The sequence below is a fragment of the Paenibacillus sp. genome (genome assembly GCF_031177825.1).
In the GTDB taxonomy this organism is placed as follows: domain Bacteria; phylum Bacillota; class Bacilli; order Paenibacillales; family YIM-B00363; genus Paenibacillus_AE.
Genome location: NZ_JAPSKE010000022.1, coordinates 1 through 25,039, shown reverse-complemented (window position 1 = coordinate 25,039; position 25,039 = coordinate 1). Strand labels below are relative to the sequence as shown.

The 25,039-nt window shown below is 62.8% G+C and carries 23 protein-coding genes and 1 rRNA gene; 18 read left to right on the top strand and 6 right to left on the bottom strand.

Annotation, left to right across the window (positions count from 1 at the left end):
• Positions 1 to 10 precede the first annotated feature (10 nt).
• Complete coding sequence (locus RIN49_RS21090; RefSeq protein WP_309122126.1) at positions 11 to 481, top strand: hypothetical protein; 471 nt, start codon at positions 11 to 13, stop codon at positions 479 to 481.
• Here the strand turns inward: RIN49_RS21090 and RIN49_RS21085 are convergent.
• The gene (locus tag RIN49_RS21085; RefSeq protein ID WP_309122125.1) at positions 478 to 2,535 is read right to left on the bottom strand and encodes a LuxR C-terminal-related transcriptional regulator; all 2,058 of its coding nucleotides are present in this window, start codon (positions 2,533 to 2,535) and stop codon (positions 478 to 480) included. The genes RIN49_RS21090 and RIN49_RS21085 overlap by 4 nt on opposite strands.
• Positions 2,536 to 2,675: 140 nt before the next feature.
• Here RIN49_RS21085 and ilvB point away from each other — a divergent pair, with 140 nt between their 5' ends.
• Positions 2,676 to 4,412, top strand: coding sequence for a biosynthetic-type acetolactate synthase large subunit (gene ilvB, locus RIN49_RS21080; RefSeq protein WP_309122124.1), 1,737 nt, complete (start codon positions 2,676 to 2,678; stop codon positions 4,410 to 4,412).
• Between the two features lie 2 nt (positions 4,413 to 4,414).
• Entirely contained in the window at positions 4,415 to 4,894 is a 480-nt protein-coding gene (gene ilvN, locus RIN49_RS21075) for an acetolactate synthase small subunit (RefSeq protein ID WP_309122123.1), read from the top strand.
• A 90-nt stretch (positions 4,895 to 4,984) separates the two neighbouring features.
• On the opposite strand, the gene RIN49_RS21070 is transcribed toward ilvN, so the two are convergent.
• On the bottom strand, positions 4,985 to 7,159 hold the full coding sequence (locus RIN49_RS21070) for a sensor domain-containing protein (protein ID WP_309122122.1): 2,175 nt from the start codon (positions 7,157 to 7,159) through the stop codon (positions 4,985 to 4,987).
• Positions 7,160 to 7,348: 189 nt separating this feature from the next.
• Here RIN49_RS21070 and RIN49_RS21065 point away from each other — a divergent pair, with 189 nt between their 5' ends.
• From RIN49_RS21065 to RIN49_RS21025, 9 genes are all read left to right on the top strand, one after another.
• Positions 7,349 to 8,224: an SDR family oxidoreductase gene (locus RIN49_RS21065; RefSeq protein WP_309122121.1), complete on the top strand. Its 876-nt coding sequence runs from the start codon at positions 7,349 to 7,351 to the stop codon at positions 8,222 to 8,224.
• Positions 8,225 to 8,229: 5 nt separating this feature from the next.
• Positions 8,230 to 8,526, top strand: a complete 297-nt coding sequence (locus tag RIN49_RS21060; protein WP_309122120.1) for a YqkE family protein — start codon at positions 8,230 to 8,232, stop codon at positions 8,524 to 8,526.
• A gap of 140 nt (positions 8,527 to 8,666) precedes the next feature.
• Positions 8,667 to 10,211, top strand: coding sequence for a helix-turn-helix domain-containing protein (locus RIN49_RS21055; protein ID WP_309122119.1), 1,545 nt, complete (start codon positions 8,667 to 8,669; stop codon positions 10,209 to 10,211).
• 117 nt (positions 10,212 to 10,328) lie between these two features.
• Positions 10,329 to 10,895, top strand: coding sequence for a nitroreductase family protein (locus RIN49_RS21050; protein ID WP_309122118.1), 567 nt, complete (start codon positions 10,329 to 10,331; stop codon positions 10,893 to 10,895).
• Positions 10,896 to 10,958: 63 nt separating this feature from the next.
• Positions 10,959 to 11,912 (top strand): ABC transporter permease, encoded by a 954-nt coding sequence (locus RIN49_RS21045; RefSeq protein ID WP_309122117.1) that lies wholly within the window; start codon positions 10,959 to 10,961, stop codon positions 11,910 to 11,912.
• The gene (locus RIN49_RS21040) at positions 11,902 to 12,852 is read left to right on the top strand and encodes an iron chelate uptake ABC transporter family permease subunit (protein WP_309122116.1); all 951 of its coding nucleotides are present in this window, start codon (positions 11,902 to 11,904) and stop codon (positions 12,850 to 12,852) included. The genes RIN49_RS21045 and RIN49_RS21040 overlap by 11 nt, the downstream gene beginning before the upstream one ends.
• Complete coding sequence (locus RIN49_RS21035) at positions 12,846 to 13,604, top strand: iron ABC transporter ATP-binding protein (protein ID WP_309122115.1); 759 nt, start codon at positions 12,846 to 12,848, stop codon at positions 13,602 to 13,604. Before RIN49_RS21040 ends, RIN49_RS21035 begins: the two co-directional genes overlap by 7 nt.
• A gap of 56 nt (positions 13,605 to 13,660) precedes the next feature.
• Positions 13,661 to 14,671, top strand: a complete 1,011-nt coding sequence (locus RIN49_RS21030; RefSeq protein WP_309122114.1) for a siderophore ABC transporter substrate-binding protein — start codon at positions 13,661 to 13,663, stop codon at positions 14,669 to 14,671.
• A 212-nt stretch (positions 14,672 to 14,883) separates the two neighbouring features.
• Complete coding sequence (locus RIN49_RS21025; protein WP_309122113.1) at positions 14,884 to 16,434, top strand: hypothetical protein; 1,551 nt, start codon at positions 14,884 to 14,886, stop codon at positions 16,432 to 16,434.
• A 73-nt stretch (positions 16,435 to 16,507) separates the two neighbouring features.
• Here RIN49_RS21025 and RIN49_RS21020 read toward each other — a convergent pair whose 3' ends face one another.
• Positions 16,508 to 16,945 (bottom strand): spore coat protein, encoded by a 438-nt coding sequence (locus tag RIN49_RS21020; RefSeq protein ID WP_309122181.1) that lies wholly within the window; start codon positions 16,943 to 16,945, stop codon positions 16,508 to 16,510.
• A 211-nt stretch (positions 16,946 to 17,156) separates the two neighbouring features.
• Here RIN49_RS21020 and wsfD point away from each other — a divergent pair, with 211 nt between their 5' ends.
• Complete coding sequence (wsfD, locus tag RIN49_RS21015; RefSeq protein ID WP_309122112.1) at positions 17,157 to 18,626, top strand: glycan biosynthesis hexose transferase WsfD; 1,470 nt, start codon at positions 17,157 to 17,159, stop codon at positions 18,624 to 18,626.
• Position 18,627: 1 nt separating this feature from the next.
• Positions 18,628 to 19,029 carry a GtrA family protein gene (locus RIN49_RS21010; protein ID WP_309122111.1) on the top strand — a complete coding sequence of 134 codons (402 nt, stop codon included), beginning with the start codon at positions 18,628 to 18,630 and terminating at the stop codon, positions 19,027 to 19,029.
• On the opposite strand, the gene RIN49_RS21005 is transcribed toward RIN49_RS21010, so the two are convergent.
• Positions 18,995 to 19,552 carry a GNAT family N-acetyltransferase gene (locus RIN49_RS21005; protein ID WP_309122110.1) on the bottom strand — a complete coding sequence of 186 codons (558 nt, stop codon included), beginning with the start codon at positions 19,550 to 19,552 and terminating at the stop codon, positions 18,995 to 18,997. The genes RIN49_RS21010 and RIN49_RS21005 overlap by 35 nt on opposite strands.
• A 67-nt stretch (positions 19,553 to 19,619) precedes the next feature.
• Here RIN49_RS21005 and nikR point away from each other — a divergent pair, with 67 nt between their 5' ends.
• Together nikR and RIN49_RS20995 are read left to right on the top strand one after the other, a co-directional pair.
• The gene (gene nikR, locus RIN49_RS21000; RefSeq protein ID WP_309122109.1) at positions 19,620 to 20,057 is read left to right on the top strand and encodes a nickel-responsive transcriptional regulator NikR; all 438 of its coding nucleotides are present in this window, start codon (positions 19,620 to 19,622) and stop codon (positions 20,055 to 20,057) included.
• A gap of 154 nt (positions 20,058 to 20,211) precedes the next feature.
• Positions 20,212 to 21,024: a glycoside hydrolase domain-containing protein gene (locus tag RIN49_RS20995; protein ID WP_309122108.1), complete on the top strand. Its 813-nt coding sequence runs from the start codon at positions 20,212 to 20,214 to the stop codon at positions 21,022 to 21,024.
• 52 nt (positions 21,025 to 21,076) lie between these two features.
• Here the strand turns inward: RIN49_RS20995 and RIN49_RS20990 are convergent, their stop codons facing one another.
• Entirely contained in the window at positions 21,077 to 22,321 is a 1,245-nt protein-coding gene (locus tag RIN49_RS20990) for an aminotransferase class V-fold PLP-dependent enzyme (RefSeq protein WP_309122107.1), read from the bottom strand.
• 171 nt (positions 22,322 to 22,492) lie between these two features.
• On the opposite strand from RIN49_RS20990, the gene RIN49_RS20985 reads away from it, so the two are divergent.
• Positions 22,493 to 23,959: an amino acid permease gene (locus tag RIN49_RS20985; RefSeq protein WP_309122106.1), complete on the top strand. Its 1,467-nt coding sequence runs from the start codon at positions 22,493 to 22,495 to the stop codon at positions 23,957 to 23,959.
• Here RIN49_RS20985 and RIN49_RS20980 read toward each other — a convergent pair.
• A complete protein-coding gene (locus RIN49_RS20980; RefSeq protein WP_309122105.1) occupies positions 23,945 to 24,574 on the bottom strand; it encodes a LysE family transporter in 630 nt (209 codons plus the stop codon). The genes RIN49_RS20985 and RIN49_RS20980 overlap by 15 nt on opposite strands.
• Positions 24,575 to 24,970: 396 nt before the next feature.
• Here RIN49_RS20980 and RIN49_RS20975 point away from each other — a divergent pair.
• A 16S ribosomal RNA gene (locus RIN49_RS20975) occupies positions 24,971 to 25,039 on the top strand; the annotation flags it as partial.

Below are 25,039 nucleotides of genomic sequence, written 5' to 3'. Positions count from 1 at the left end.
GACGGAATGCATGAAGAAGAATATCCCTCCCTATGAGATGCTGCTGTGGTGCGTCGCGCTGCCCGGATTCGGGCAATTATTGAACGGAAAGTACTTGAAAGCCGTCGTCCTTGTCGTGCTGGAGGTGCTCATTAATATGGGCGCCAAGTTAAATTCGGCCATCGTATCCAGCTTTCAAGGGGAGATCGAAGTCGCGATCGCCCAGGTCAATTACCAATGGCTTATGTTTTATCCTTGCGTTTATATGTTTTCGATCTACGACGCGTATAAAGACGCAGGCGGCGGACTGGGGCGCCACGACACGCTGCCGTTCGTCGGCTGCGCCTTCTTCGGTACGGTCGGCATCACGTATTCCCCGATGTTCCGCTTGTTCGGCACGCTGCTCGGACCGGTCTGGTGTCCGATGCTGTTCGCGGCCGTGGGTCTCCTGGCCGGCGCGATCCTCCGGTACGCGCTGATGAGGCGCGATCTGGCGGATTAGGGTCGCTCGAGCAGCCGGGCGACCAGCTGCGTGCGGTTGCGCACCTCGGCCTTGCCCAGCATGGATTGAATATGCTTCTTCACGGCCGCCTCGCTGATATACATCCGCGAGGCGATCTGTCCGTTCGTCGCCCCGTTCACGAGATGTTTCGCGACCTCCGCTTCCCTTGGCGTGAAGTCGAACTGCCGCTCGCCCTCCTGGCGAAGCGGCTTTTCCCGTCGGGCGACGGAAGGGCCGATCGTTCCGCGCAGCCATGCCGTCAGCCGTTCGTCGCGCACGTCTACGACATAAGTGGCCGTCGGCGTGCTTCCGTCGTAATCGTAATGGGTGGCTCCGGGCACCGTCTCGAAGCCCATGCTCTTATGCACTTCTTCGTAATGCGGCAGCGGAGGCGGCGAAGCGACCGTCAGCCCGCCGGTCAAGACGGCGTCCAGCATGATCCGGACGATATCCGACCGCCGGTCCTCCCGCTCCAAGTCGTCCATGTCCACGGACAGCAAATACCAGCCCGCCGGCCGCTCGGGCGGCGAGAGGAGCGGACGCAGCCGATCGTCGCTCAGCGAAGCGAAATACGCGCGGGCGACGATCCACTCCCGGAGATGCGGAACCGTATCCCGATGGATCGGCACCGCCGCGACGAGTCCGACGACGGCGCCGGCCGGATCGCGCACGATGCGCAGCGAGCGGCGGTCCCACTCGAGCAAGCGTCTCGGATCGACGCCGGTCAGCCGCAGCAGGCTTCGCTCCGCGTCCAGGTCGTACCGAAACAGCGTACCGCTCTCCGGATCGGAGCAACGGATGCGGACGCGCTTCGCGGTATCCCGACGTCGGCGCAGGTACGCTTCGACTTCGGGCAGCGTCGATTCGTCCGCTTGCTCCAAGTAGTTCGCGGAGAAGCCGGACTGGCGGTAATGGGCTCGGAGCACGGGGCTTCCGAGATATTGCAGCAGCTCGCCGAGCTCCTGCGCGACCGGCCGGCGTCCGCCAAGGCGCCGCTCCAACCGTTCCGCGACGAGCGAGATCCAGCGTTCCCGGCACCGCTCGAAGGTCGAAGGCTTGCGGGCGCGCAGCGACCGCCGGAAGGCGTCGCGGATCGTATCGTGCATTCCCCAGCCGCGCTCCGTCCGTCGCAGGAAGGACAGCCGGACGAGCCGATCGAAGAGAAGGTCGGGCACGTCTTCCCCCACGATGCCGGACAGCGCCTCCTGATCGAAGCGAAGCGGGATGGAAGCGGCGGACAGCAGCTCGGAGAGCGCCTCGTTCGCGGCTTCTCCGGCCCAATGGCGCACGAGCGCGTCCCACTGTTCCGGAGAATCGTACGATTGCATCGCGGGGCCCGCCGTCGAAGCGCCGCAGAGCGCCATCGCCAGCGGATGGCCCATGGATCGCACCCAGAGCGAATCGCCCGCTTCGTCGGAGAGGCCCAGCCGGCTCGCGTATTCGCGGACCTCCTCGTAGCCGAGCGGCTCGAGCCGCAGATGAACGGTCATCGATCGCCACGCCGGATCGATCGCCCACGGTCCCTCCAGCGGACGCCGGCTCGCCATGACGACGAGCGCGTCCGCGCGCAGACCGGGGAGGAAGCTTTCCCGCAGCCATTGCTCCGCCGCGCCCAACTCGTCGCAGTGGTCCAAGACGAGCACGGCGTCGTCGGCGGCGCCGCTCCATGCGTCGCGAATCGCGTCTTCCGCGTCTACGCTTCGCCCCGCTCCCCTGATGTCGACGAACACCGCGGCACGGCCGCGTTCCGCGGCGAGCTCCCGCCACCGATCGAGCAGGAAGCTCTTCCCGACTCCGCTGTCTCCGTATACGTTCACGACGCGCTCCGCGCGGGTCGAACCGCGGCCGAGGAAGGCGGCGAAGAAGCCCAGCTCGAAGCCGCGTCCGACGAACAACCGGCGCTGCAGCGCGCCGAGCCGATCGCCGAGACGCTCCGCCGCGCGGTCTTCGCCGCGATCGCCGGCGCCGTCTTCGGCGCGGCCGCCGGCCCGGCTCGCGAAACCGTCCTCGAGACGATCCCCTTCCCGCCGCTCGCCATTCCTCTTCTCGGACATTGCGCTCCCCTCCCTGATTCACCGATTCGAATCCGAAAAAATTATCTATTAGTATACTATCGGAGTGTTCGAAAGAGTAGTTTCCTTCTCGCTTTCGCATGGTACGTTCAAGTCGCCGACATCGGCGAGGAGGAATTTCGATGAGAGATCAGAGAGAGCAAGAGAGGGGCTTGCGGCCGGAACGGTTGACCGGCTCCGAAATTATGTTGCGCACGCTGCTGCTGGAAGGCGTAGAGTGCGTGTTCGGCTATCCGGGCGGCGCCGTGTTGTATATGTATGACGCCCTGCACGGGCATGAGGGCTTCCGCCACGTGCTGACGCGCCACGAGCAGGGCGCCGTACATGCGGCGGACGGCTACGCGCGGGCGACCGGCAAGACGGGCGTTTGCATCGCGACGTCCGGTCCGGGGGCGACGAACCTTGTCACGGGGATCGCCACCGCCTACATGGATTCCGTCCCCATGGTCGTGATCACGGGGAACGTCGCGACCGAATTTACGGGGACGGACGCGTTCCAAGAGGCCGACATCGTCGGCATCACGCAGCCGATCACGAAGCACAGCTATTCCGTGCGCAGGGTGGAGGACCTGTCCCGGATCTTGCGGGAAGCGTTCCTGATCGCCGGAACGGGCCGGCGAGGGCCCGTGCTGGTAGACATTCCGAAGGACGTCTCCGCGGCGACGACCGACTTCGTCTATCCGGAGCGGACGGCGGCGCCGCCGGGATACGAGCCCGGCGCGCGAGGGGTGGACGAAGCGGCGGCGTCGCGTCTCTTGGCGCGTCTCGCCGAAGCGTCGCGGCCGCTCGTGCTGGCCGGGGGCGGCGTAATCCACGGGAACGCGAGCGAGGAGCTCGTCGCCTTCGCCTCGCGATCGCGCATTCCGGTGACGACGACGCTGCTCGGACTGGGCGGCTTCCCCGGGGATCACCCGTTATGGCTCGGCATGCCCGGCATGCATGGGACGGTGACGGCGAATACGGCGCTGCAAGAATGCGATCTGCTCCTGTCCGTCGGCGCTCGGTTCGACGATCGGGTCACGATGAAGCTGAGCGAGTTCGCGCCGTGCGCGGAGATCGCGCATCTCGACATCGACGCGGCCGAGATCGGGAAGCTGGTGCCGACCGCGTACGGCGTCTTGGGCGACGCCCGCGAGACGTTGGCCTGGATGAACGAGAGAATCGAAGCGCCGTCGGCCGCCGCGGATCGGGAGGCGTGGATCCGGCGTCTGACGGACCTGCGGCGACGGTTCCCGCTCGCCTACCGCGACAGCGAGACGGAGCTGAAGCCGCAATACGTCATCGAGATGATCGACCGAACGACGAAGGGCGAAGCGATCGTCACGACGGACGTGGGCCAGCATCAGATGTGGACCGCGCAGTTTTATCGTTTTCGCCGGCCGCGCTCGTTGCTCACTTCGGGCGGGCTCGGCACGATGGGCTTCGGCTTTCCGTCGGCGATCGGCGCTCAGATCGGCAATCCGGACCGCGTGGTCGTCTCGATCAACGGCGACGGAGGGATGCAGATGTGCGCCCAGGAGCTGGCCGTCTGCGCGATCCACCGCGTGCCGGTCAAGATCGTCGTCATCAACAACCGTACGCTGGGCATGATTCGGCAATGGCAGAAGCTTATTCACGAGGAGCGATTCAGCCATATCGATCTGTCGGGCAGTCCCGACTTCGTCAAGCTGGCGGAAGCGTACGGCGTGCCCGGATGGCGGGCGGAGACGAAGGCCGAGGCGGAGCGGGCGTGGCGGGAGGCGCTCGCGACGCCGGGGCCGGCGCTCGTCGACTTCGTCGTCTCCCGGGACGAACTCGTCTTCCCGATGGTCCCGCAAGGCAGCGCGCTTCACGACATGATCCTTGGGGAGGAGCCATGAACATGCGAACCGTCCATACGTTGTCGTTGCTCGTGTCGGATCAACCGGGGGTGCTGCAGCGCGTCGCCGGGCTGTTCGGACGAAGAGGATTCAACATCGAGAGCATCGCGGTGGGGCCTTGCGAGCGGGAGGGCTGCGCCCGCATGACGATTCTGACGCCGGGACCGGAGCAAGGCGTCGAACAAGTCGTTCGGCAGCTGCAGAAGCTCGTCGACGTCTACGAGGTCGAAGCGCTGGAGCCGCCCGCGATCGCGCGGGAGCTGATGCTGGTGCGCCTCGGCATGGAGGCCGGCGAAGAGCGCGCGGCTCGGCTGCGCGGCTGGGTCGACGCATTCCCGTGCAAGCTGCTGGACGTTAGGGACGACGCCGTCGTCGTGCAGCTCGTGGCGACGCGGGCGCAAAACCGGGCGTTCCTCAAGCTGAACTCGGACGTGCCGGCGCTCCGCATCGTCAGCGCCGGGGAAGTCGCGCTGCCGCTGTAGAGGCGGAGAAAGAGAAGAGCCGTCCCCGCCCGAATCGTCGGCGTGGGGGACGGCTCTGTTTTCGCAACTTCCCTGAGTCCTCGGCGCAGCTTATTTCCGCAGAAACGCGGGAACGGCCTCCGCCGGCAGCGGGCGCGAGAACAGGAACCCCTGCACCTGATCGCAGCCGTGACGCTCAAGAAACCTTGCCTGCTCGGCGGCCTCGACGCCCTCCGCGATAACCTCGATGCCGAGGCTGTGCGACATCGTGACGATCGCCTTCACGATGTCTTGATCGTTCTGGTCCGCCAGCAGATCCCGAACGAACGATTGATCGATCTTGAGCCGGTTGATGGACAGATGCTTCAAGTAATGGAGCGAGCTGTAGCCCGTGCCGAAGTCGTCGATCGCGATGCCGACGCCAAGCTGCTTCAGGCGGCGGATGACCTCGAAGGAGGACGTCCGATCCATCGTCAAGCTTTCGGTCAGCTCCAGCTCGAGCAACCGGGCCGGGAGGCGGGACGCGAGGAGCGCGGCCTGCACCGACGAGACGAAATCCGGCTGCTGCAGCTGCCTCGCGGAGATGTTGACGGAGACCGTCATCGGCGGCAGCCCGTCGTCGATCCACGCCTGCGTCCGCCGGCACGCTTCGTGCAGCACCCAGTCTCCGATCGGCAAAATCAATCCCGTCTCCTCGGCGATCGGGATGAACGTCGCCGGAGAGATCGGTCCCCACGACGTGTGATTCCAACGCAGCAGCGCTTCGACGCCGATGACGCGCCGCGTGCGGGTATTGACCTGCGGCTGGTAATGCAGCGACAGCTCGCCGCGCTCCAACGCGCGGCGCAAATGATTTTCCAGCTCGAGCCGCTTCTCCGCCTTCGACTGCAGCTGCGGATTAAACAGCTGGAAGCCGTTGCGCCCGTTCTGCTTCGCTTGATACATCGCATAATCCGCGCTCTTCAGGAGCGATTGAGGATCGAGGCCGTGATCGGGGAAGACGCTGACGCCCATGCTCGGCGTAATGAAAATCTCTTGCCCCTCGACATAGAAGGGAGCCTGCAGCGCGTCCAAGATGCGTTCCGCGAGCGCTCGCGCCCGCTCCTCCGAAGCGCCGTCCAGCAGCAGCACGAATTCGTCCCCGCCTTGCCTCGCGATCAACCCCGCCCCGTCCGCCGACTCGACCAACCTCCTCGAGACTTGCCTGAGCAGCGCGTCGCCGAAGCGATGCCCCATGGAATCGTTGACGATCTTGAATCGATCCAGGTCCAAAAACATGACGGACAGTTGGTTCCCCTCGCGGGCCGCCCGCTCGATCGCCCGATCGAGCGATTCCTCCAGCAGCCGGCGATTGCCGAGTCCGGTCAAGGCGTCGTGGAACGCCATGTGCCGGATCGTCTCGTCCTGCCGCTGCCGCTCGATCGCAAGGCTGACGAGCGCCCCGGCGCGTTCGATCAACCGGAGCTCCTCTTCGCTCGGGGAGCGCCGCTCGAAGGAATACATGGCGAAGGTGCCGACCACTTCGTCCTCCAATACGATCGGGACCGACCAGCAAGCTTCGATGCCGTACGGTTGGACAAGCTCTCGGTAGCCGTCCCAGCGTTCGTCCGTCGAGATGTCGGAGACGATCACGGTTTTCTTATGGTAAGCGGCGCTTCCGCACGAGCCGACCGTAGGGCCGACCGGCAAATCCTGCATATTGCGATTGAACGCTTCGGGGAAGCTCGGCGCCGATCGCAGCCGGAGCCGGTCGGCGGCCGGGTTCAACAGAAGCACTGAGCACAGCGCGCCGGTCTGCTCCTCGATCAGCGCGACGATGCTGCGAAGGATGACGTCCAGCTCCTGCGTCTTCGCGATCATCTCGAGCACTCGGTTCTGCCCGTCGATCAGCCGAAGGGACTTGTTCCGCGCGGTCATGTCTTTGGCGATGCCGATGACGCCCGCGACCCGGCCATTCGTCAGCAGGGGTACGGTCGTAACGGTCAGCTCCGCGATCTTCCCGTCGGCGCGCATGATGTCCACCTCCATCGTCTGCGGCTCCAGCCGTTGGATGACGTGGAAATAACAGCGCTCGACCTCTTCGGCATGCTTTGGCGTAATTAACTGCATGTAAGACATCGAGCGAAGCTGTTCTTGGGTATAGCCGATCAGAAGCTCGCCCGCCGGGTTGACGCCGGTAAAGTTGCTGCGGTCGTCCAACACGAAGACAGGATCCAAGTTGTATTGAAAAAGGGACTCGAAATTCGGCTCCGCGGCATTCGACATTCGGGGTTTCGCTTCGCTCACGCGCTTGCACTTCCTTAACTCCGTTAAACGGTGGTGTTATCGGCATTATAAGGGCGCCGCGCCGCGGTGTAAACGCAAATCGAAGCGCGTCAACGAGCAGCGGGGAACGACTGTTAAATAGCGGAAGGGGAACGGGACATACTAAACGCGGATCGCACCATTCTTGGAAACCGAAAGGAAGTCGATGGTATGGCAACGACGACGCAGCAGCCGCCGAAGCAAGCGTTCCCTCCTCAGCATCAGGACCGGCAGCCGGGCCTGGAGCGGGACATGAACCCGAAGCCGGCGTTCGAGGATCGGCAGTATAAAGCCGCGGGCAAGCTGCTCGGCAAGACGGCGCTCATCACCGGCGGCGACAGCGGCATCGGCCGCGCGGTGGCCGTGACGTACGCGAAGGAAGGCGCGGACGTGGCGATCGTGTACTTGAACGAGCACGCGGACGCGGAGGAAACTAAGCGTCAGGTCGAGCAGGAGGGCCGCAGGTGCCTCTTGATCGCAGGCGATATCGGGGACGAGACGTTTTGCCGGGATGCGGTGGAGCGCACCGTACGCGAGTACGGGAAGCTCGACGTTCTCGTGAACAACGCCGCGGAGCAGCACCCGCAGAAGAGCATCGAGGACATCACGGCCGAGCAGCTGGAGCGGACGTTCCGGACGAACATCTTCGCGATGTTTTATTTGACGAAGGCGGCGATGAAGCATCTGAAGTCGGGCGCGGCGATCGTCAATACGACGTCGATTACGGCGTATCAGGGCAACGAGATTTTGCTCGACTATTCTTCGACGAAGGGCGCGATCGTGACGTTCACCCGTTCGCTGTCGCAGCAGCTCGTCGGCAAGGGCATCCGCGTCAACGGCGTGGCCCCGGGGCCGATCTGGACGCCGCTCATCCCGTCGACGTTCAACGAAGAGCAGGTATCGAAATTCGGGGCCACGACGCCGATGCAGCGCGCGGGACAGCCCGAGGAGCTGGCCCCGAGCTACGTCTTCCTCGCGAGCGACGATTCCTCCTATATGACGGGGCAGATTTTGCACGTGAACGGTGGTATGATCGTTAACGGGTGATGAGTATGGGGAAACGGAAGACAGGCGGCGGGTTTTCGAACGGTCGGTCTGAAGCGAAGAGCGCCCCGAAGGCTTCTCCTCAGGAGAAGGAGAAGGGGCTGACGCTGAAAGACGCGCTCGGCGCTGACGTGCTCGCGAAGTTGAAAGCGCAAGCCGACGCGCTGAAGGCGCAGGAAGCGCAAGAGCGCGAGCGCCAGCGCGTCTTGGAAGAGGAGCGCCGCAAGCAGGAGCAGAAGCGGCTCGACAACGACTTCGAGTATCTGCTGGGCAAAAGCGGGATGGATTGGAAGAAGTTCAAGTAGGGGAAAAATAGCGGATGGTTGCCAGTCGCGTGCCGGTGCCTCCGCTATTTTTTATGGCGCGGCGGCGGAAAAAACGTCTGCGTTTGACGATGAGAATCATTTTCAAATAAAATGAGATGTTGGAAAGGACGTGAACGGACTTGCTCTCCTACTTAGATACTACGCTCGTCCGCGTGCCGGAGAGCGGCGGCGTCGACGTGGCCGGCGACGAGGCGCCGCGGTTCGGCTTCGTCCAGCGCGAGCACGTGTCCGCGACGATGGAGGACGAGGCGGCGGACTTCGCCGCGGCATCCGGCGACTGGTTCTTCGTCCCGTCGCGCAGACGGTTAACCCTATATAATCCCGGTCCCGCGCCGGCGGACGTTCTGCTCGTCCGCTTCCGCGCGTCGGAAGCCGTGCCGGCATGGCCCGCGAGCGAAGGCGGGGACCGCCGCGCGTTCCGGCTGCCCCGCTCGCGCGCGCCGGCGGAGGCGTTCGCGGCAAGCGCGGGAGCGGGCCGCTTCGAAGCGCTGCCGCTCGAGACGCGGCTCGAGCTGCAGGCGCATTTGCACGCCGTCGCCGCCGCCTGCGTCGCGGCCGCGCGGGCGGCCGCCCTCAGCGCCGATGATCCGCTGCACCGCCACGTCGAGGAAGCGCGGCGCGCGATCCGCGATCGGTTCGACGAGCACCTCGACATGGAGGAACTCGCCCGCTTGTCCGGCGCCTCCCCGAGCCGCTTCTATCAAGCGTTCCGGGAGCACACGGGCTTCAGCCCGCATAAGCTGCTGACGGCCGTGCGGCTGAACGCGTCGCTCGCCCGGCTGTCGAACGCGCCTGCGTCGATCATGGCCGTGGCCCACTCCGTCGGGTACGCGGACGAGCTGTATTTCAGCCGACTGTTTAAGAAGCATATGGGCGTGTCGCCGTCCGAATACGCGAGCCGGGCCAATCGGCGCATCGCCAATCTGTGCCCGGTCTTCGAAGGCGATCTCGCGGCGCTCGGCATCGCGTCCGCGTTCGCGCCGCCGAGAGGCTGGGAGGCGCGCGCCGAGGAGCTGCTGCCGAATCTCAGAGCGGCGAAGCCCGATCTCATCTTCACGCATCCGGTTCCGGACGACATCCAAGCGGAGCTTACGCGGATCGCGCCGGTGGAGCGCATCGTCTGGAAGGGGCCGGAAGCGCCCTCTTGGAAGGAGCGGCTGCGGCGCATCGCCGGAGCGCTCGAGCTGCCGGGCGTCGCGGAACGATGGCTGTCGCTGTTCGAGACGAAGGCGGCCAACGCGCGGACGCACGTGAACGAGAGGCTGGGCGGCTCGCCGTTCCTGCTCGTCGGCGCGTTCGCCGGCGGCTTCCGCGTATTCGGGCCGCAGCGGAAGAAGATGAGCGACCTCTTCTACAAGGAGCTGGGCTTCGCTCCGCCGCCGGCGGCGCTCGGCCTCGGCTTCCTGGACGCGGAGCGGATCGAGGACGTCGCGGCGCTGCCATGCGACAATGTGCTCTTCTTGCTGCCCGATTCGCTGCCGGTAGCGTTCGGCTTCCGGCTGGCCGCCGAATGGCGCGAACGGAAATCCGGGCGGACGGCCTGCTTGCTGATTCGGCATTCGGATCCTTCGCTGTACAACGCGGCCTTCTACGAAAGCTTGCTCGATCAAACCGTCAATCACCTGCTGCGCGGGGACATTTTAAAAAGTCCATACGAAAAATAGAAATGTCCATTCCGCTCGAAGAAGGATGCGGTACAATAGGGAAAGTGTTTCACTGATAATGATTATCACTTTCGACATAGCCGACGGAGAATAATGCCAGCGGCGCAGGGGGACTTTATGGGATTATCGGAAGTTATTAGAGAACGGCGATCGGTACATAAGTTCCAACAGGATCGGCCGGTACCGCTCGACGTCGTCGCCGAGCTGCTCGACGCCGCCGTATGGGCGCCGAACCACAAGCTGACGCAGCCGTGGCGGTTCGTCGTCGTGCACGGAGAAGGCCGCAAGCGGATCGCGGAAGTGTCCAGAGCCGTCAACGAGAAGCGGGAGAAAGATCCCGTCAAATCGAAGGAACTCGGCGAATTTTTCTACAACAAGCTCATGGCCGTACCGATGTTCGTCGTCGTGCTCATGCGGGAAGATACCCAGCTTGCCGTGCGCGAGGAAGATTACGCGGCGACGAGCTGCGTCATTCACAACTTCGGCCTGCTTGCGTGGGAGCGAGGCCTCGGCATGGTCTGGGAGACGTACGGCCTCTTGCATCAGCCCGGATTCCGGGAGGCGGTCGGCGCTCGGCCCGGCGAGAAGATCGTCGGCAGCCTGCATGTCGGCTATCCCGCGGCGGTGCCGCCCGCGCAAGCGAGAATTCCGGCCTCTCGGCTGCTGACCGTCATCGGCGAGTAACGCCATGCCGCGCAGCGGCGCCTAGACGCTTCCGTGGAGAAGCATATACGCCAGGAGCGAATCATGAAAATAAGATATTTACTGCCCGCGTTGATCGCGTTATCCGTCGTCTCGCTGTTCGTAGGCGTCTCGGACTTAACGCCTATGGACCTGTTTACGATGAGCGAGAAGCAGGCGCAAATTTTTTTCGCAAGCCGCGTGCCCCGGCTCGTCAGCATCGTTATCGCGGGCATGAGCATGAGCATCGTGGGGCTGATCATGCAGCAGCTGACGCGCAACAAGTTCGTCTCGCCGACGACGGCCGGCACGGACGAAGCGGCCCGGCTCGGCGTGCTCGTGGCGATACTATTGTTCTCCGGCGCGTCGACGATGGCCAAGATCCTGGTCGCCTTCGCGTTCGCGCTGGCCGGCACTTATATTTTCATGAAGCTGCTCGACCGGGTGAAGTACAAGGACGCGATCTTCATTCCGCTCGTCGGACTGATGTTCGGCAGCATTATCGGTTCGGTCACGACGTTCTTCGCGTACAAGAACGATCTCATCCAGAACATCACCGCTTGGATGCAGGGCGACTTCTCGCTGATCATCCGCGGCAGCTACGAGCTGTTGTATCTCAGCGTGCCGGTACTGATCGTCGCGTACGCGTACGCGAACCGCTTCACCGTCGCCGGCATGGGCGAATCGTTCGCCGTCAACCTGGGCCTGAATTACAAGCGGGTCGTCAACATCGGCCTCGCGATCGTCGCGCTCGTCTCGGCCGTCGTCCTGCTGACCGTCGGCATGATTCCGTTCCTCGGCCTTATCATTCCGAACCTCGTCACGATGTATCGGGGGGATCATCTGCGGAACAGCTTGACGTCGACCGCGCTGTTCGGCGCCGTGTTCCTGCTCGCCTGCGACATCTTCGGGCGTCTGATCATTTTCCCGTACGAAATTCCGATCGGGCTGACGGTCGGCGTCATCGGAAGCGCGATCTTCCTGTATATGCTGCTGAGGAGGAAGAACTATGGGGCCTAGAGGCAAGCTCATCTCCCTCGCGGCCGTCGCGCTCGCGCTGATTAGCGTCTTCCTGTTCGCGAATCTCGGCGGCAACGTCGGGTACGTGCTGCCGCGAAGGGCGTACAAGGTGCTGGCGATCGTACTGACGGGGGCGGCGATCGCGTACGCGACGACCGTGTTCCAGACGATGACGAACAACCGGATTTTAACGCCGAACATTATCGGCCTCGATTCGATGTATTTGCTCGTCCAGACGTTCATCGTCTTCGCGTACGGCGCGATGAACGTCGCGGTCATGAATCAGAAGCTGAACTTCTTCCTCTCCGTCGCGGCGATGATGGGCTTCGCTCTGGTGCTGTACCGCCTTCTGTTCAAGCGGCCTGGCGCCCACATCTACTTCCTGCTGCTCGCGGGCATCGTGATGGGGACGCTGTTCGGCAGCATGACGACGTTCATGCAGGTGCTGATCGATCCGAACGACTTCCTCGTCGTGCAAGGCCGCATGTTCGCGAGCTTCAACAACGTCAATACGGAGCTCGTCTGGATCTCGCTCGCGGTATTCCTCGTCGTCGGAGGGTACGCGCTCCGCTTCGTCCCGATGCTCGACGCGTTGTCCCTCGGGCGGGCGCATGCGGTGAACCTCGGCATCGATTACGAAGCCGTCATGAAGAAGCTGCTCGTCGTCATCGCGGTGCTGATCGCCGTCGCGACGGCGTTGGTCGGTCCGATCACGTTCCTCGGACTGCTCGTGGCGAACTTGGCCGTACAGTTCATGCGGACGTACCGGCACAAGTTTCTCATCCCGGCCTCGATCCTGATCGGCGTCGTCGCGCTGATCGGCGGTCAGCTGCTCGTGGAGCGCGTGTTCGTCTTCTCCACGACGCTGAGCGTCATCATCAACTTCATCGGCGGCGTGTACTTCTTGTATTTGCTGTTAAAGGAGAATCGAACGTGGTAGTCGTGAAGAACGTAACGAAGTCCTATGGCGGCAAGCCCGTCGTCGAAAATGTATCCCTGCGCATCGAACCGCGCAAGATCACTTCCTTCATCGGCCCGAACGGGGCCGGCAAGAGCACGCTGCTCTCCGTGATCAGCCGCTTGACGCCGCAGGACGAAGGCGAAGTGTGGATCGAGGACAAGGAAATCCGGAAGTGGAAGAGCGGCGACTTAGCGAAAAAGATATCGATTCTCAAGCAATCGAATATCGTGAACGTCCGGCTCACGGTGCGCGAGCTCGTCAGCTTCGGCCGCTTCCCGTATTCGCAGGGCCGGCTGACGGAGGGCGACTGGAAGCACGTCGACGAGGCGATTCGCTATATGGATCTCGAAGCGATGCAGCACAAATTTTTGGATGAGCTGAGCGGCGGGCAAAATCAGCGCGCGTTCATCGCGATGGTCATCGCGCAGGACACCGAGTACATCCTGCTCGACGAGCCGCTCAACAATCTCGATATGAAGCACTCGGTGCAAATCATGAAGGTGCTTCGGCGCCTGGTCGACGATCTCGGCAAGACGATCGTGATCGTGCTGCACGACATCAACTTCGCTTCCTGCTACTCGGATCGGATCGTCGCGCTGAGGGACGGGCGCGTGGCGAAGGAAGGCGCGGTAGAAGAAATTATCCGCACCGACGCGTTGAAAGAGATCTACGACATGGATATTCCGATCGAGACGATCGGCGGGAACCGGATCGCGGTGTACTTTTCCTAAGGGCATAAAGGCACTACAACATAGAAAACTATTTATTTTAAGGAGTGGGGAGAAGCATGAAGAAATTTTCGGTATGGGCGGTATTGTTGGTTATGATGCTGGTCGTCGCGGCTTGCGGCGGCGGCAACGCGTCCGAGGACGGCACGAACGGAGCGGCGGAGACGCCGGCGGCGGAACAGCCCGCAGCGGAGACGCCTCCGGTGGAGGCGCCGGCGGCGCCGACGGAAATTACGGTGAAGCATCAATTGGGCGAGACGGTCGTGCCGGTCAATCCGGAGAAGGTCGTCGTGTTCGACTGGGGCGCGCTGGACACGCTCGACATGCTGGGCGTTCCGGTCACCGCGGTGCCGCAATCCAGCTCGATCCCGCCTTATATGGAGAAGTACGGCGGCAGCGAATACATCAACGTCGGCAGCCTCGTCGAGCCGGACTTCGAGAAGATCGCCGAGGTCGATCCGGATCTGATCCTCATCTCCGGCCGCCAATCGGCGAATTACGAAGAGTTCACGAAGCTGGCTCCGACGGTGTTTATCGGCGTCGACAACGCCAACTACATGGAGTCGTTCAAGAATAACGTAACGATTCTCGGTCAAATTTTCCAGAAGGAAGCGGAAGTCGCGGCGGAAGTGGAGGCGGTGGAGAAGGCGGTCGCCGACCTGAACGCGGCGTCGACGACCGGCGGCAAGAACGCGCTGATCGTCCTGACCAACGAAGGGAAAATCAGCGCGTACGGACCGGGCTCGCGCTTCGGCATCATTCACGGCGCGTTCGGCATCCCGGCCGTCGACGAGGGCATCGTCGTCGAGACGCACGGTCAAAGCGTCACCTACGAATATATCGTCGAGAAGGATCCGGACTACTTGTTCGTGATCGACCGGAACGCCGTCGTGACGACGGGAGAAGCCGCGCCTGCAGGCTCCTTGTCGGACAACGAGCTGATCAAGAACACGAAGGCGTACAAGAATAACAAAATCATCTACCTCGATCCGAACTACTGGTACCTCTCCGGCGGCGGCCTTGTCTCCGTGTCCGAGATGGTGAAGCAAGTGGCGGAATCGACGAAATAAGCAGCGCATTCGGCAACCGCCGCGAGTCCATAAGGGACTTGCGGCGGTATTTGATTTGGAACAGGGACGCCTCCCGCCCGGAGCCCGGATTTGTGACGGGGAGCGAGCGGCGGACTTGACCTTCTTCGTGACAATTCGTCATAACGTCATCCATTATTAACGGTATATAATAGGCATGATGCGAAATGTTCATAGAGCGAGGGGAACTGCCCATGGATATCATCTCCCGAGGCGGGCTTCGCGCCCGGCTCGTCCTTGTACTTGTCGGGGCGACGATCGTCTTCTTCGGCGTCGCCGGGGCGCCGGCCGCCGGCGCGGAAGGGCGGACGTTCGCTCCGAGCGCGGGCGGTCCGGAGAGGGTCGAAGAGCGAATGGCGGCGGATCCGTCGGGCTTGGAACTATTGTACCCGCGCGGCACGGTCGCGACGCTCGGTTCCGAGGCGGTCGTTCTGTTCCAGGCGCCGGAGGGCGTCCCCGTGGCCGTCGCGGATGGGGACGAGGCGCGATGGTCGGGGACGGGGCTTGGCGAAGACGTTCCGGTGCGGGCCGTCGTGACGGGGCTTGCGGCCGGCGGCGTTCATGCGCTCCGGCTCGTCCGTACCGATACGTCGGAGAGCGTGCCGCTGCCCTTGATCGTCGCGGGATCGTACGCGGCGTTCGACATCCGGGACGTCGCGACGCTCGCGGCGCGCATCGGAGACACGACGGCGTGGGACTTCGACGGCGACGGCGCGTCGGAGACGTCCGCGGCGAAGGCCGCCGATCTCGCGGCGCTCATGGGGCTGATCGAGCCCGCGGTCGCAGCCGGCGCGAACGCGCTGCGCGAGTCGCTGTGGGACGAGGAGACGGGCAGCGGCTTGTGGCGCGTCTACGCATCGGCGTCCGGCCTTCGGAACGAAGCCGTCGGCAAGTACGTCGAGCCGCAAGACGAGGACGGAAGCGAAGGCTTCCTGCCGACGTCGCCGTTCAGCGGCGAAGCGTTATGGTACGGCAGCGCGACGGTGACGAACAGCGTGTATGCCGTCGGCAATTACATGAACGAAATGAGCGAGTACGGCTATGAACTGGACGGCGGGACGTCGGCGGACGCGCATGGCGGGACGATCTGGTCGCCGTCGTTTCAGGTAGCGCCCGATCCGGACGCGACGCTCAGCTTCTGGAGCTGGTGGGAGATCGAAAGCGCGAACCCCGACGGCTACGACCGGATGAGCGTTCGCGTGCAGCCGGAAGACGGGACAACGCGAACGTTCGTGCTCAATCCGGACGACGGCGGCAACGAATCGCCTTCCTACAAGCCGTACACGTCCGGCGGCGCGGACGCGGCTCCGGCGTGGCGGCGGTACGAATTCCCGCTCGGGGAATGGGCGGGGCAGCGGGTGCGCGTCGCGTTGTCTTTCGAGACCGGCGACGAGCAGTACAACGGGTTTCGCGGCTGGTTCGTGGATCAGGTCTATGCGGGGACGAACCGAGCGCCCGTCGCGACGGGCGTGAGCGTGACGGGCGAAGCCGCCGTCGGGGGCCTCTTGTCGGCCGCAGCGGAGGCGAGCGATCCGGACGGCGACGCGCTTGGCGCGGCGAAGTACGTCTGGCAAGCGACGGACAAGGCGACGAACGCGAGGAAGGTCGTCGGCTACGGAAAGGAGCTGCCGGTGCTGCCGGCGTATGCAGGGAAGCTCCTGACGGTCGAGGCGTATCCGTACGACGGCAAGGAATACGGGTCGGCCGCTTCCGCCACGGTCCAAGTCGGAGGGCCGGTCGATTAACTTGAGAAAGAGACCGACGGGAGCTTGGGGGCCCCGGCCGGTCTCTTTTGCGTTTTCCAAACGGATCTTCGGTTTACAACGACAACGCCATATTCGCGTTCTTGACGTCCGTCGCCAGCAGCTGATCGAGATTGTAGGAAGGGTAATATCCGCGCTCGAGCATGAAGTAGAACACCTTGGCATGCAGCGCGATGGCGGCCGTCAGATGCTTGACGAACGTCGCGCGAAGCTCGGGCGTCGCCGTCTCCGTAATCGCGATCGCGTAGTTCCGCACGGACGTCTTCAGCACGCCGAGCAGCTGCGCCGACTCGGCGCCCGGAATTTCTACGTCGCCTTCGTCCCGGTTCAGCACCGGCGCCTTCGGGTAATACGCAAGCAGCTCGCGCAGATTGTTCTCGATCGCGGCGACGGCTTCGGCGTACAATGAGCGGAGTCCGGCATCCTCGAGCGTCGGCAGCTTCTTCTTGAACGAGACCAATTGGCCGGTCTGGAAGGCGACCAACTCGTGCATCTCCAACGTCTCGTGCCATGCCAAATACTTCACTTGCCCAACGTTCAACTTCACTTCGTTCACACTCGCTTTTTCGAAAGATGGGATACCATATGCCCATCTGGGCGGAACGGAACATTGTCCCGAATACAAATCGATTCGGCGAGGTGTATCGGGGATCGGAAATGTCGATGCTTCTGAGGAGAGAACGCTGAGGAGGCACGGCAAGGAGATGGCGAAACGACGCGCGGACGTATGGATCGGGGCGGCGCTGGCGGCGGCGGCGCTGGCGCTTCTATATTTCGGCATTATGCATCGGCCGGTCGTCGGGATGGCGGATAACGGCGACTTCCTGCGGGTGATGAAGACGGCGGGCTTCGATTACGCGAGCGACGGGCTGACTTACGAGGACAAGTATTTCGACTACGCGATCCTTCAGTTTCGCAACGCCCCGCTGGGCTTCGGCGGCTACGCGTCGACGCATCTGCTGTTATTGTTCGTCGCGAAAGCCGCGAACGCGCTGCTTCACCCCGGCGGCTTGTTCCAAATAACGTCGCTAGGGGCGGTTTATGCGGCTTGCTTCGCGGCGGCGATCGTCTTGATCTACAGGGGGCTACAAGCGAACCGCGCAACGAAGCTGGTCGTCGCGGCGCTGCTCGTCGCCGTCTACACGGACGTTGCCTATGCGGCGTACTACCATTCGTTCTACGGCGAGCCTGTATCGTTGATCGGCTTCCTGCTCGCGATCGGCTGCGGGCTGCACGCGGCGAGGGCGCCCGGACGCTTCCGGCTCTGGGCGTATTTCGCCGCCGCCGTCTTGTTCATGGGCGCGAAATCGCAAAACTTCGCCGTCGGCCTCGTCTTCTGCGGCTCGCTGCTCGCGCTGGGGAGAGCGGCCCCCGGCCCGCGGACCCGCAAGCTCGCGCTCGCGTTATCGGCGGCGGTCCTGCTGCTGACGGCAGCGTTTTATGCGGCTGCTCCTAAAGAGCTGAAGAAGATTAATTTGTACCAAACCGTGTTCTACGGGGTGCTGAAGCATTCGGACGACGTCCCCGCCGACCTGAGGGAGCTGGGGCTGCCCGCGGAGCTCGCGCCGCTCGCCGGGACGAACTTCTTCGAAGCCGGCACGGCGATTCCGCAGACGTCGCCGGCGCTCGACGCTTTGTTTTACGACCGCATCGGCCATCTGGACGTCGCGTTGTATTACGCTAAGCATCCGCGCAAGCTGCTCGAGCGGCTCGAGCGGGCGGCGGACGACGCGTCGACGATCCGCCCTTATTATCTGGGCAATTATGCCGAGGGGGAAGGGCGGGGGCCGGGCGCCGTCCATCTGAAGGGCGCCTGGTGGAGCGAAGGGAAGAAAGCGCATATGCCCCGCAGCGTCTACGCCGCGGCGGCGGTCGCCGCGCTTTATACGGCGCTGCTCGCCAGCCGCCGGGTCGCCGCGCTGACCGGCTTGCGCGCGCACGGGGCGTTGTACGGCGCGCCGTTCATCGCCGCGATCGCCTACGTCACGCCGCTGCTGGGCGACGGAGACGCGGATCTCGCGAAGCATCTGTTCTTATATAACGTCGCGTTCGACTTTATGGCGGTTTGCGCGGCGGGGCTGGCGGCCGTCTGCTTCGCGCATGCGGCGGCGGCCGCGGCGAAGCGGCTGTATCGGCGCACGGACGCGCGGCAGGTCGGAGGGGGGCGGCCGTGAAGTGAAGACGTTCGCCCGATTCCTCGCCGTCGGCGTCCTTAACACCGTCGTCGGCTACGGCACGACGTTCGCCGCCCTCGCGTTAGGCGCGCCGTATCTCGCGGCGACGGCGCTCGGCACGGCGCTCGGCCTCGCCGTCAGCTTCGCGATGAACCGCCGCTTCACGTTCCGGCACCGCGGCAGTCCGGCGGCGGCGGCGCTGCGCTTCGGCGGCGCGAGCCTCGCCTGCTACCTCTCCGCGTTCCCCGCCGCTCGCGCGGCGCTCGCCGACTGGGCCGCGGCGCCGCTGTCGCCGGATCAGACGGCCGCCGTCGCGGGCAGCGTCATCTATTCGCTGCTGCATTACGCGGCGCTGCGGTTCGTCGTCTTCAATCCCGCCAAATCTTCCCATGAAAGCCTGTAATGCCGCGGAACAGCGCTTCCCCGTCATGGGGGAGCGCCGCGGCGCCTTCGCCCCCAAGCTCCATATATAACGCCCGATACGTCTCCGGAACCCAGCGGTACCGATGCACGTACTCCGTCCGCCGGAAGCCGAGCGACGTCCAGAACCGCTCCCGGCTCTCGTTCAACGGCGTCGCCTCCGCTTCGATCTCGATGACGAGGCCGTCGAAGCCGAGCCTTCGCGCCTCCTCCGCCAAGAACCCCGCCATGCGCCGCCCGATGCCCCGCGACCTTGCGGCGGATCGTACCGCGACGTAGTCGATCAGCAGACTTCTAAGGTCCGGCAGCTTGCCGGTGACGGCCATCGCGACGGCCTCGCCGTCCTCCGCGCCGATATGCAGCCAGCCGGCGTCCGTATCGACGATTTTCCGAATCATGCGGCTCGTCTTGCGTCCGGACGGCGGGAACGCTTCGTCGAAGATCGGCTCGACCGCGCGCCATACATCAGGGTCCCAATCCTCCAGCGTCGTGAACTGCAATGCCAAGATGTATCCCTCCGCGAACGAAACATGGTACAATCTGCATACATCATACCAGAACGGCGGTGCGGACATGAAAGAGAAGGAGCTGGTCCGATTCGGCGTCTCGATGCCGCAGGAGCTCGTCGAGCAGTTCGACCGGGTGATCGCGGCGCAAGGGTACGGGAATCGGTCGGAGGCGATTCGGGACTTGGTTCGCAAGGCGCTGCTGCAGCCCGATCGGCTGCCGCCCGAGGAGGCGGTCGCCGGCACGGTCGTCATCGTCTACGACCATCACGTCTCGGATTTGTCGAAGCAGCTGACGGAGCTGCAGCACGATTACCACCACGACATCATCTCCACGATGCATGTGCACCTCAACCACGATCAATGCCTCGAAATCGTCGTCGTGAAGGGGGCTTACGGTCGGCTCAGCCGATTGACGGACGCCATCCGGGTGCTTCGCGGCGTCGCGTACGCGCAGCTGTCGGTAAGCCATATCGAACCGGCCGCGCACGAGCATCATCGCTAATATGACGGTAAGGCGCATCGCTGTTCGCGAACCGCGGAAGTTTGCGGAGAGGACCATGCCCTTTCGGCTGGGCGGTCGCCTGAACTGACGCGATTCTATCACTCCCCTCTATCGCTAGGAATACAATGTCCTAACGATAGGGGGGATTTTTCATATGATCCGAAACCGTAAGCTCTGGGCATGCCTCGTCGTCTTGTTGCTCGCCGCGCTCTTCGCCGCTTGCTCGCGGCCGGCCGTCACGGAGCCGGCGCCCGCAGAACCGCCGATGGAGACGCCGGCCGCGCGGGTCGCCCCGGAGTCGCCGGAATCGCTCGACACCGTCTGGGGCATCGACACCGCGAGCCTCGTCGACGACGGGTTATACGCTTGCGTTCGCGAAAGCTTCGGCGAACCCGCCTTCGTCGGCCGCTACCTCGAGACGAAAGAAGGCGTCTCGTACGGCATCGCGCCGGAAGAAGTGAAGCTGCTGCACGGGCAAGGCATCAAGATCTTGCCGATCTATAACCACTTCACGGACGCGACCACGTACGACCGGGGCGTCGCCGAGGCGGAGCAGGCGATCGAGATGGCCGGGGAGCTCGGCATACCGGAGGGCGCGGCCATCTTCGCCGACGTCGAGCCGACTTATCCCGTCGACGCCGAATTTATCCGCGGCTGGACCGAGACGATGCTCGACTCGCCGTACGTGCCGGGCATGTACGCCGTCTTCGTCGAAGCGAGCGATAGCGAGGCGCTGTCCTCGTACCTCTCGTTCGCATGGCAGCATCAAGCGCTGGCCTCGAAGCTGGCCGTATGGACCAGCGACGTGGAAGTCGGCATCACGACGAAAGCCAACGCGCCTAAAGCTTATAAGCCGGAAGCGGAGGCGGTCACCACCGTCGACATCTGGCAGTACGGCATCGATGCAGAGACGTGCAACATCGACACGAACCTGATGCGTTCGGACTTCCTGAAATACTTGTGGTAACAACCTAGCTGCTTTCTTCCCGCGAGCCGTCCGGCCGGCTCCTTTTCCATACCTACGACTTCTTCAGCGATAGGACCGCATCCAGGGCTTTCTTTACGTCCGATTCGGAAATGTAAATACCCGGCGTAAAGCGTGCGTACCGCTTCTTATAAGGCGCTTCGGTCGAAATGACCTTCTTGTGGACGAGCGCCTGCGCGGCTTCCTTCGGCGTCATGCCCTTCACCTCGAAGGAGACGATCCCCGAGGACAACCGGTCGTCCATCGGCGTCGCGAGCAGGACGTGGTCCATCTCCGCCAGTCCTTCCTTCAACATGCGCGCCAGAGCGTGCACTCGCTCGTAGATCGCCTCTTTGCCGATGCTCAGCGAAAATTCGAAGCCGCTCGGCATCGCCCACAGGTGCTCCATCGAGTGGAACCCGCCCGGGGACATCGTCGTGCCGTCGACGACGTTCGTCGCGGGGGATCCGCTGATGATGTCGTACATCGTCTCCGAGAAGCTCGGGATGACCGGGCGGACATGGCGATAGCCGGCTTCCGTCGCCGCGACGATACCCGTTCCGCGCGGTCCGTAAATCCACTTATGCGTGCCGGCGCAGAAGAAATCGCAGCCGAGCTCCGGGAATGTCTCCAGCTCGATGCCGAAGCCGTGCACGCCGTCGACGACGAGCAGGATGCGATCCTCGTCGCCGCGCTTCTCGTTGATCTTGGCGATCTCTCTCGCGAGCTTCGGAATCGGCGACTTCAGTCCGGTGCTCGAATGCACCCACGTCGCGCCAATGATCCGGGTCTTGTCCGTCACCTCGGCCAACAGGTTCGACACCATCTCATCCTCGGTAACGCTATGGATATCGTCGTAATACTTCACCTCGCGGAAGGTGCAGCCGGTACGTTCCGACGCCCGCTTGATCGCTTCCTGCTGCGAGTAATAATTGTGCTCCGACGTGAGAATTTCGCGACCTTGCTGAATGTTAAGGCCGGTATACACGATGCCGAGCCCGACGGTCGTGCTGTCGACAAGCGTGATGCGCTTGTGGTCCTCGACGCCGAAATAGTCGGCGGCCGATTTGCGGCAAGCCTCCGCGAACTTCACTTCGTTCTTTAAGATATATAACGCCGGGTTTTTGTCCAACTCGTCGCGATGCCGCTCGATGGCTTCCCGAACGGGACGCGGATGGGAGGCGAAGTATTGCGCCGTCCCCATATGAATGTAGTCCGAGTCGAGATTGAACATGGCGCGAACCGCTTCCCAGTCGACGCCCCGGGCGGCGGACGGCTTCGTCTCCATCATTGTCGGCATAAGTGCTCGTTCCCCTCTATATAGTGATCGAGGTTATTGTGGACGGTGGACGGCTATTCATATCCGAAAAAGGGCGCTGGCAGTTGTTTCCTCGGGCGCTCCGGGATAACGGCGGGGTCTGCGTCGAAGGCTATACGGAAACGTCCGTACATCGGCCAGGAGGAATTGATCATGAGCGACAACCAGCATCCGACATCGGGCGCCGCGGCGAGCCGCGGAACGTTGAAGTGGTGGCAACTGACGCTGCTCGGCCTCGGGTTTACGACGGGGACCGGCTTCTTTCTCGGTTCCGGCATCGCCATCGAGCAGGCGAGCTACGCTGTTTTAATTATTTTCGCGTTGGCGGCGATCGGCACGTATTTCGTGTACGACGCATTGTCCTGCATGATTGCCGAGAAACCGGAGAAGGGCTCCTTCCGGACGTACACGAAGCATGCGTTCGGCCATTGGGCCGGCTTCAGTCACGGTTGGATGTACTGGCTTTCGGAGATGCTTATTCTCGGCAGTCAGCTGACGGCGCTCGGGCTGTTCACGCGATTTTGGTACGATAAAATTCCGTTGTGGGGGTACGCAGCGGCCTATTCGGCGCTGGGCGTCGTGATCGTGCTGCTCGGACAGAAGGGGTTCGAGAAAGCGGAAAATGTGTTCGCCGTCCTGAAGGTCACCGCTCTCGTTATGTTTATCGTGTTGGCGTTCCTCGTCATTCCGGGCGTGCTCGGGCAGGAGAACGCCCACATGCATCCGCCGAAATCCGTCTCGGACTTCTTCGAGCACGGCGCCATGGGGATGTGGACGGGGCTCGTCTTCGCCTTCTTCGCGTTCGCGGGCATCGAGGTCATGGGCCTCATGGCGACGGAACTGAAGACGCCGAAGGACGCCCCGAAGGCGGGGAAGATCATGATCGGCGCGGTCACGGTGCTGTATACGGCGTCTTTGGCGTTGGCGCTCGTTTTGGCGCCGAAGAAAGACTTCACGCCGGACGAAAGTCCGTTCGTCACGGCGCTGAAGGATCTCGATTTTCATGTGATCGTGAGCATTTTCAATGGGGTGCTTATTATCGCCGGATTCTCGAGCTTGGTCGCCTCGCTGTTCTCCACGACGAAGATTATGTATTCGATCGCGCAGGACGGAGACGCGCCGAAGCTGTTCACGAGGCAAACGAAGAAGCGCAAGCTTCCTTATATGGCGTTGTTTCTAACGATCGGGGGCATGATCGTCTCCATCGTGGTCGCCCTTGCGCTGCCGAAAGCCGTGTATGAATACATTACTACGGCGGGCGGCCTCATGCTGTTGTTCTCCTGGCTGTTTATGGTGCTGTCCGCGCGCCGACTGACGAAGCTGACGATGTGGGCGCAGGTCAAGTCGGTGACCGCCATCGTTCTGATCGCCGCCGCCGTAACCGGGACTTTGTTCGATAAGAGCAGCCGCCCCGGCTTCTTCGCAAGCATCGCCTTCATGGCCGCGATCATCGGCGTCGCGCTCATCTTACAGTTTACGAAGTGGAAGGGCGGAGGGGGCGGATCGAAAAAAAACCCGGACCGCGCGGATACGCAGGACGAGGAGGAAGAGGCGGAGTCGGAAGGATCGCCGTTCCGGGAACGGATCCTGCGCAAGCGACGAGCGTTACAGAAACAGTAGCTTGAACGCCTGTATGCCGAAATACAAGCCGAAGCCGATCAACGCAAGACCGGCCGCGCGCGAGACGAACGTCAGGAAGCCGCCGGAAGCAAACTTCTGAAACGAACTGGAAATCGTCGCCATCGTGAAGTCCCATATCAAGATGCCAATGAAAATCGCCGCACTGTTTACGAGCATGTCCATGGGCTTTGCGGCTTCCGCGGCCTTGGCGAGAATCGAGCCGTAGATACCGAGCCAAAACAGAATGCTAAGCGGATTGCTGAGCGTCAGGAAAAATCCTTGGGCGAAGGATTTGGCCGGCGCTTCTTTTCCTTGTTCCTTGGACGCGTTGCCGATCCCCTTAGCCTTCTGAAAGCTCTCGACGCCCGTGTAGATGAGGACGAAGCAGCCGAACGTCCACAGGAACGACCTCATGAAGGGCGTCTGCAGGAAGTGCGCCGACCCGAAGTAAATAAGCAGCATGAAAGCGGCGTCCGCCGCCATCGCCCCTAACCCTAGCAACCAAGCGTTCCAAAAGCCGAATCGGATGCCTTTATCCAGCTGCGCGGCGTTCACCGGTCCGATCGGCGCCGACAGCGATAGTCCGAGAAGGATATAACTTAGGAAAGTACTCATGTTGATAGCAGCTCCTCGTAGCGGGTATAGGGTGTAGTTGACTACTTGTACAGTTTATTGACGAGGCTGTCCTTGTAGAACCGTCGGAATTGGGAAAATGTGCATGTTGCACCTACTCGAACGCGGTGGTAGGATAGATTTCCGCCGCGAGTTTGGCGGTGAACGAAAAGGAAATTTAAAATACCACTTGCAATTGTTTGTCCGGATATGATATATTCTAATTCCGGCCGCGAGGACAGAGTTTTTCGGAGACGCACACAGCGTCGGAGAAAAATCTCGAGAGTCGGACAAGCAACGTTGAGTAAGACAAGCTTGCTCCTTGAAAACTGAACATGAGCGCATATGCTTAAAGTAAGAAATGCTAGCTTGTAATGAGCGCAGTAGTTTGAACTACCCTTTTTGGAGAGTTTGATCCTGGCTCAGGACGAACGCTGGCGGCGTGCCTAATACATGCAAGTCGAGCGG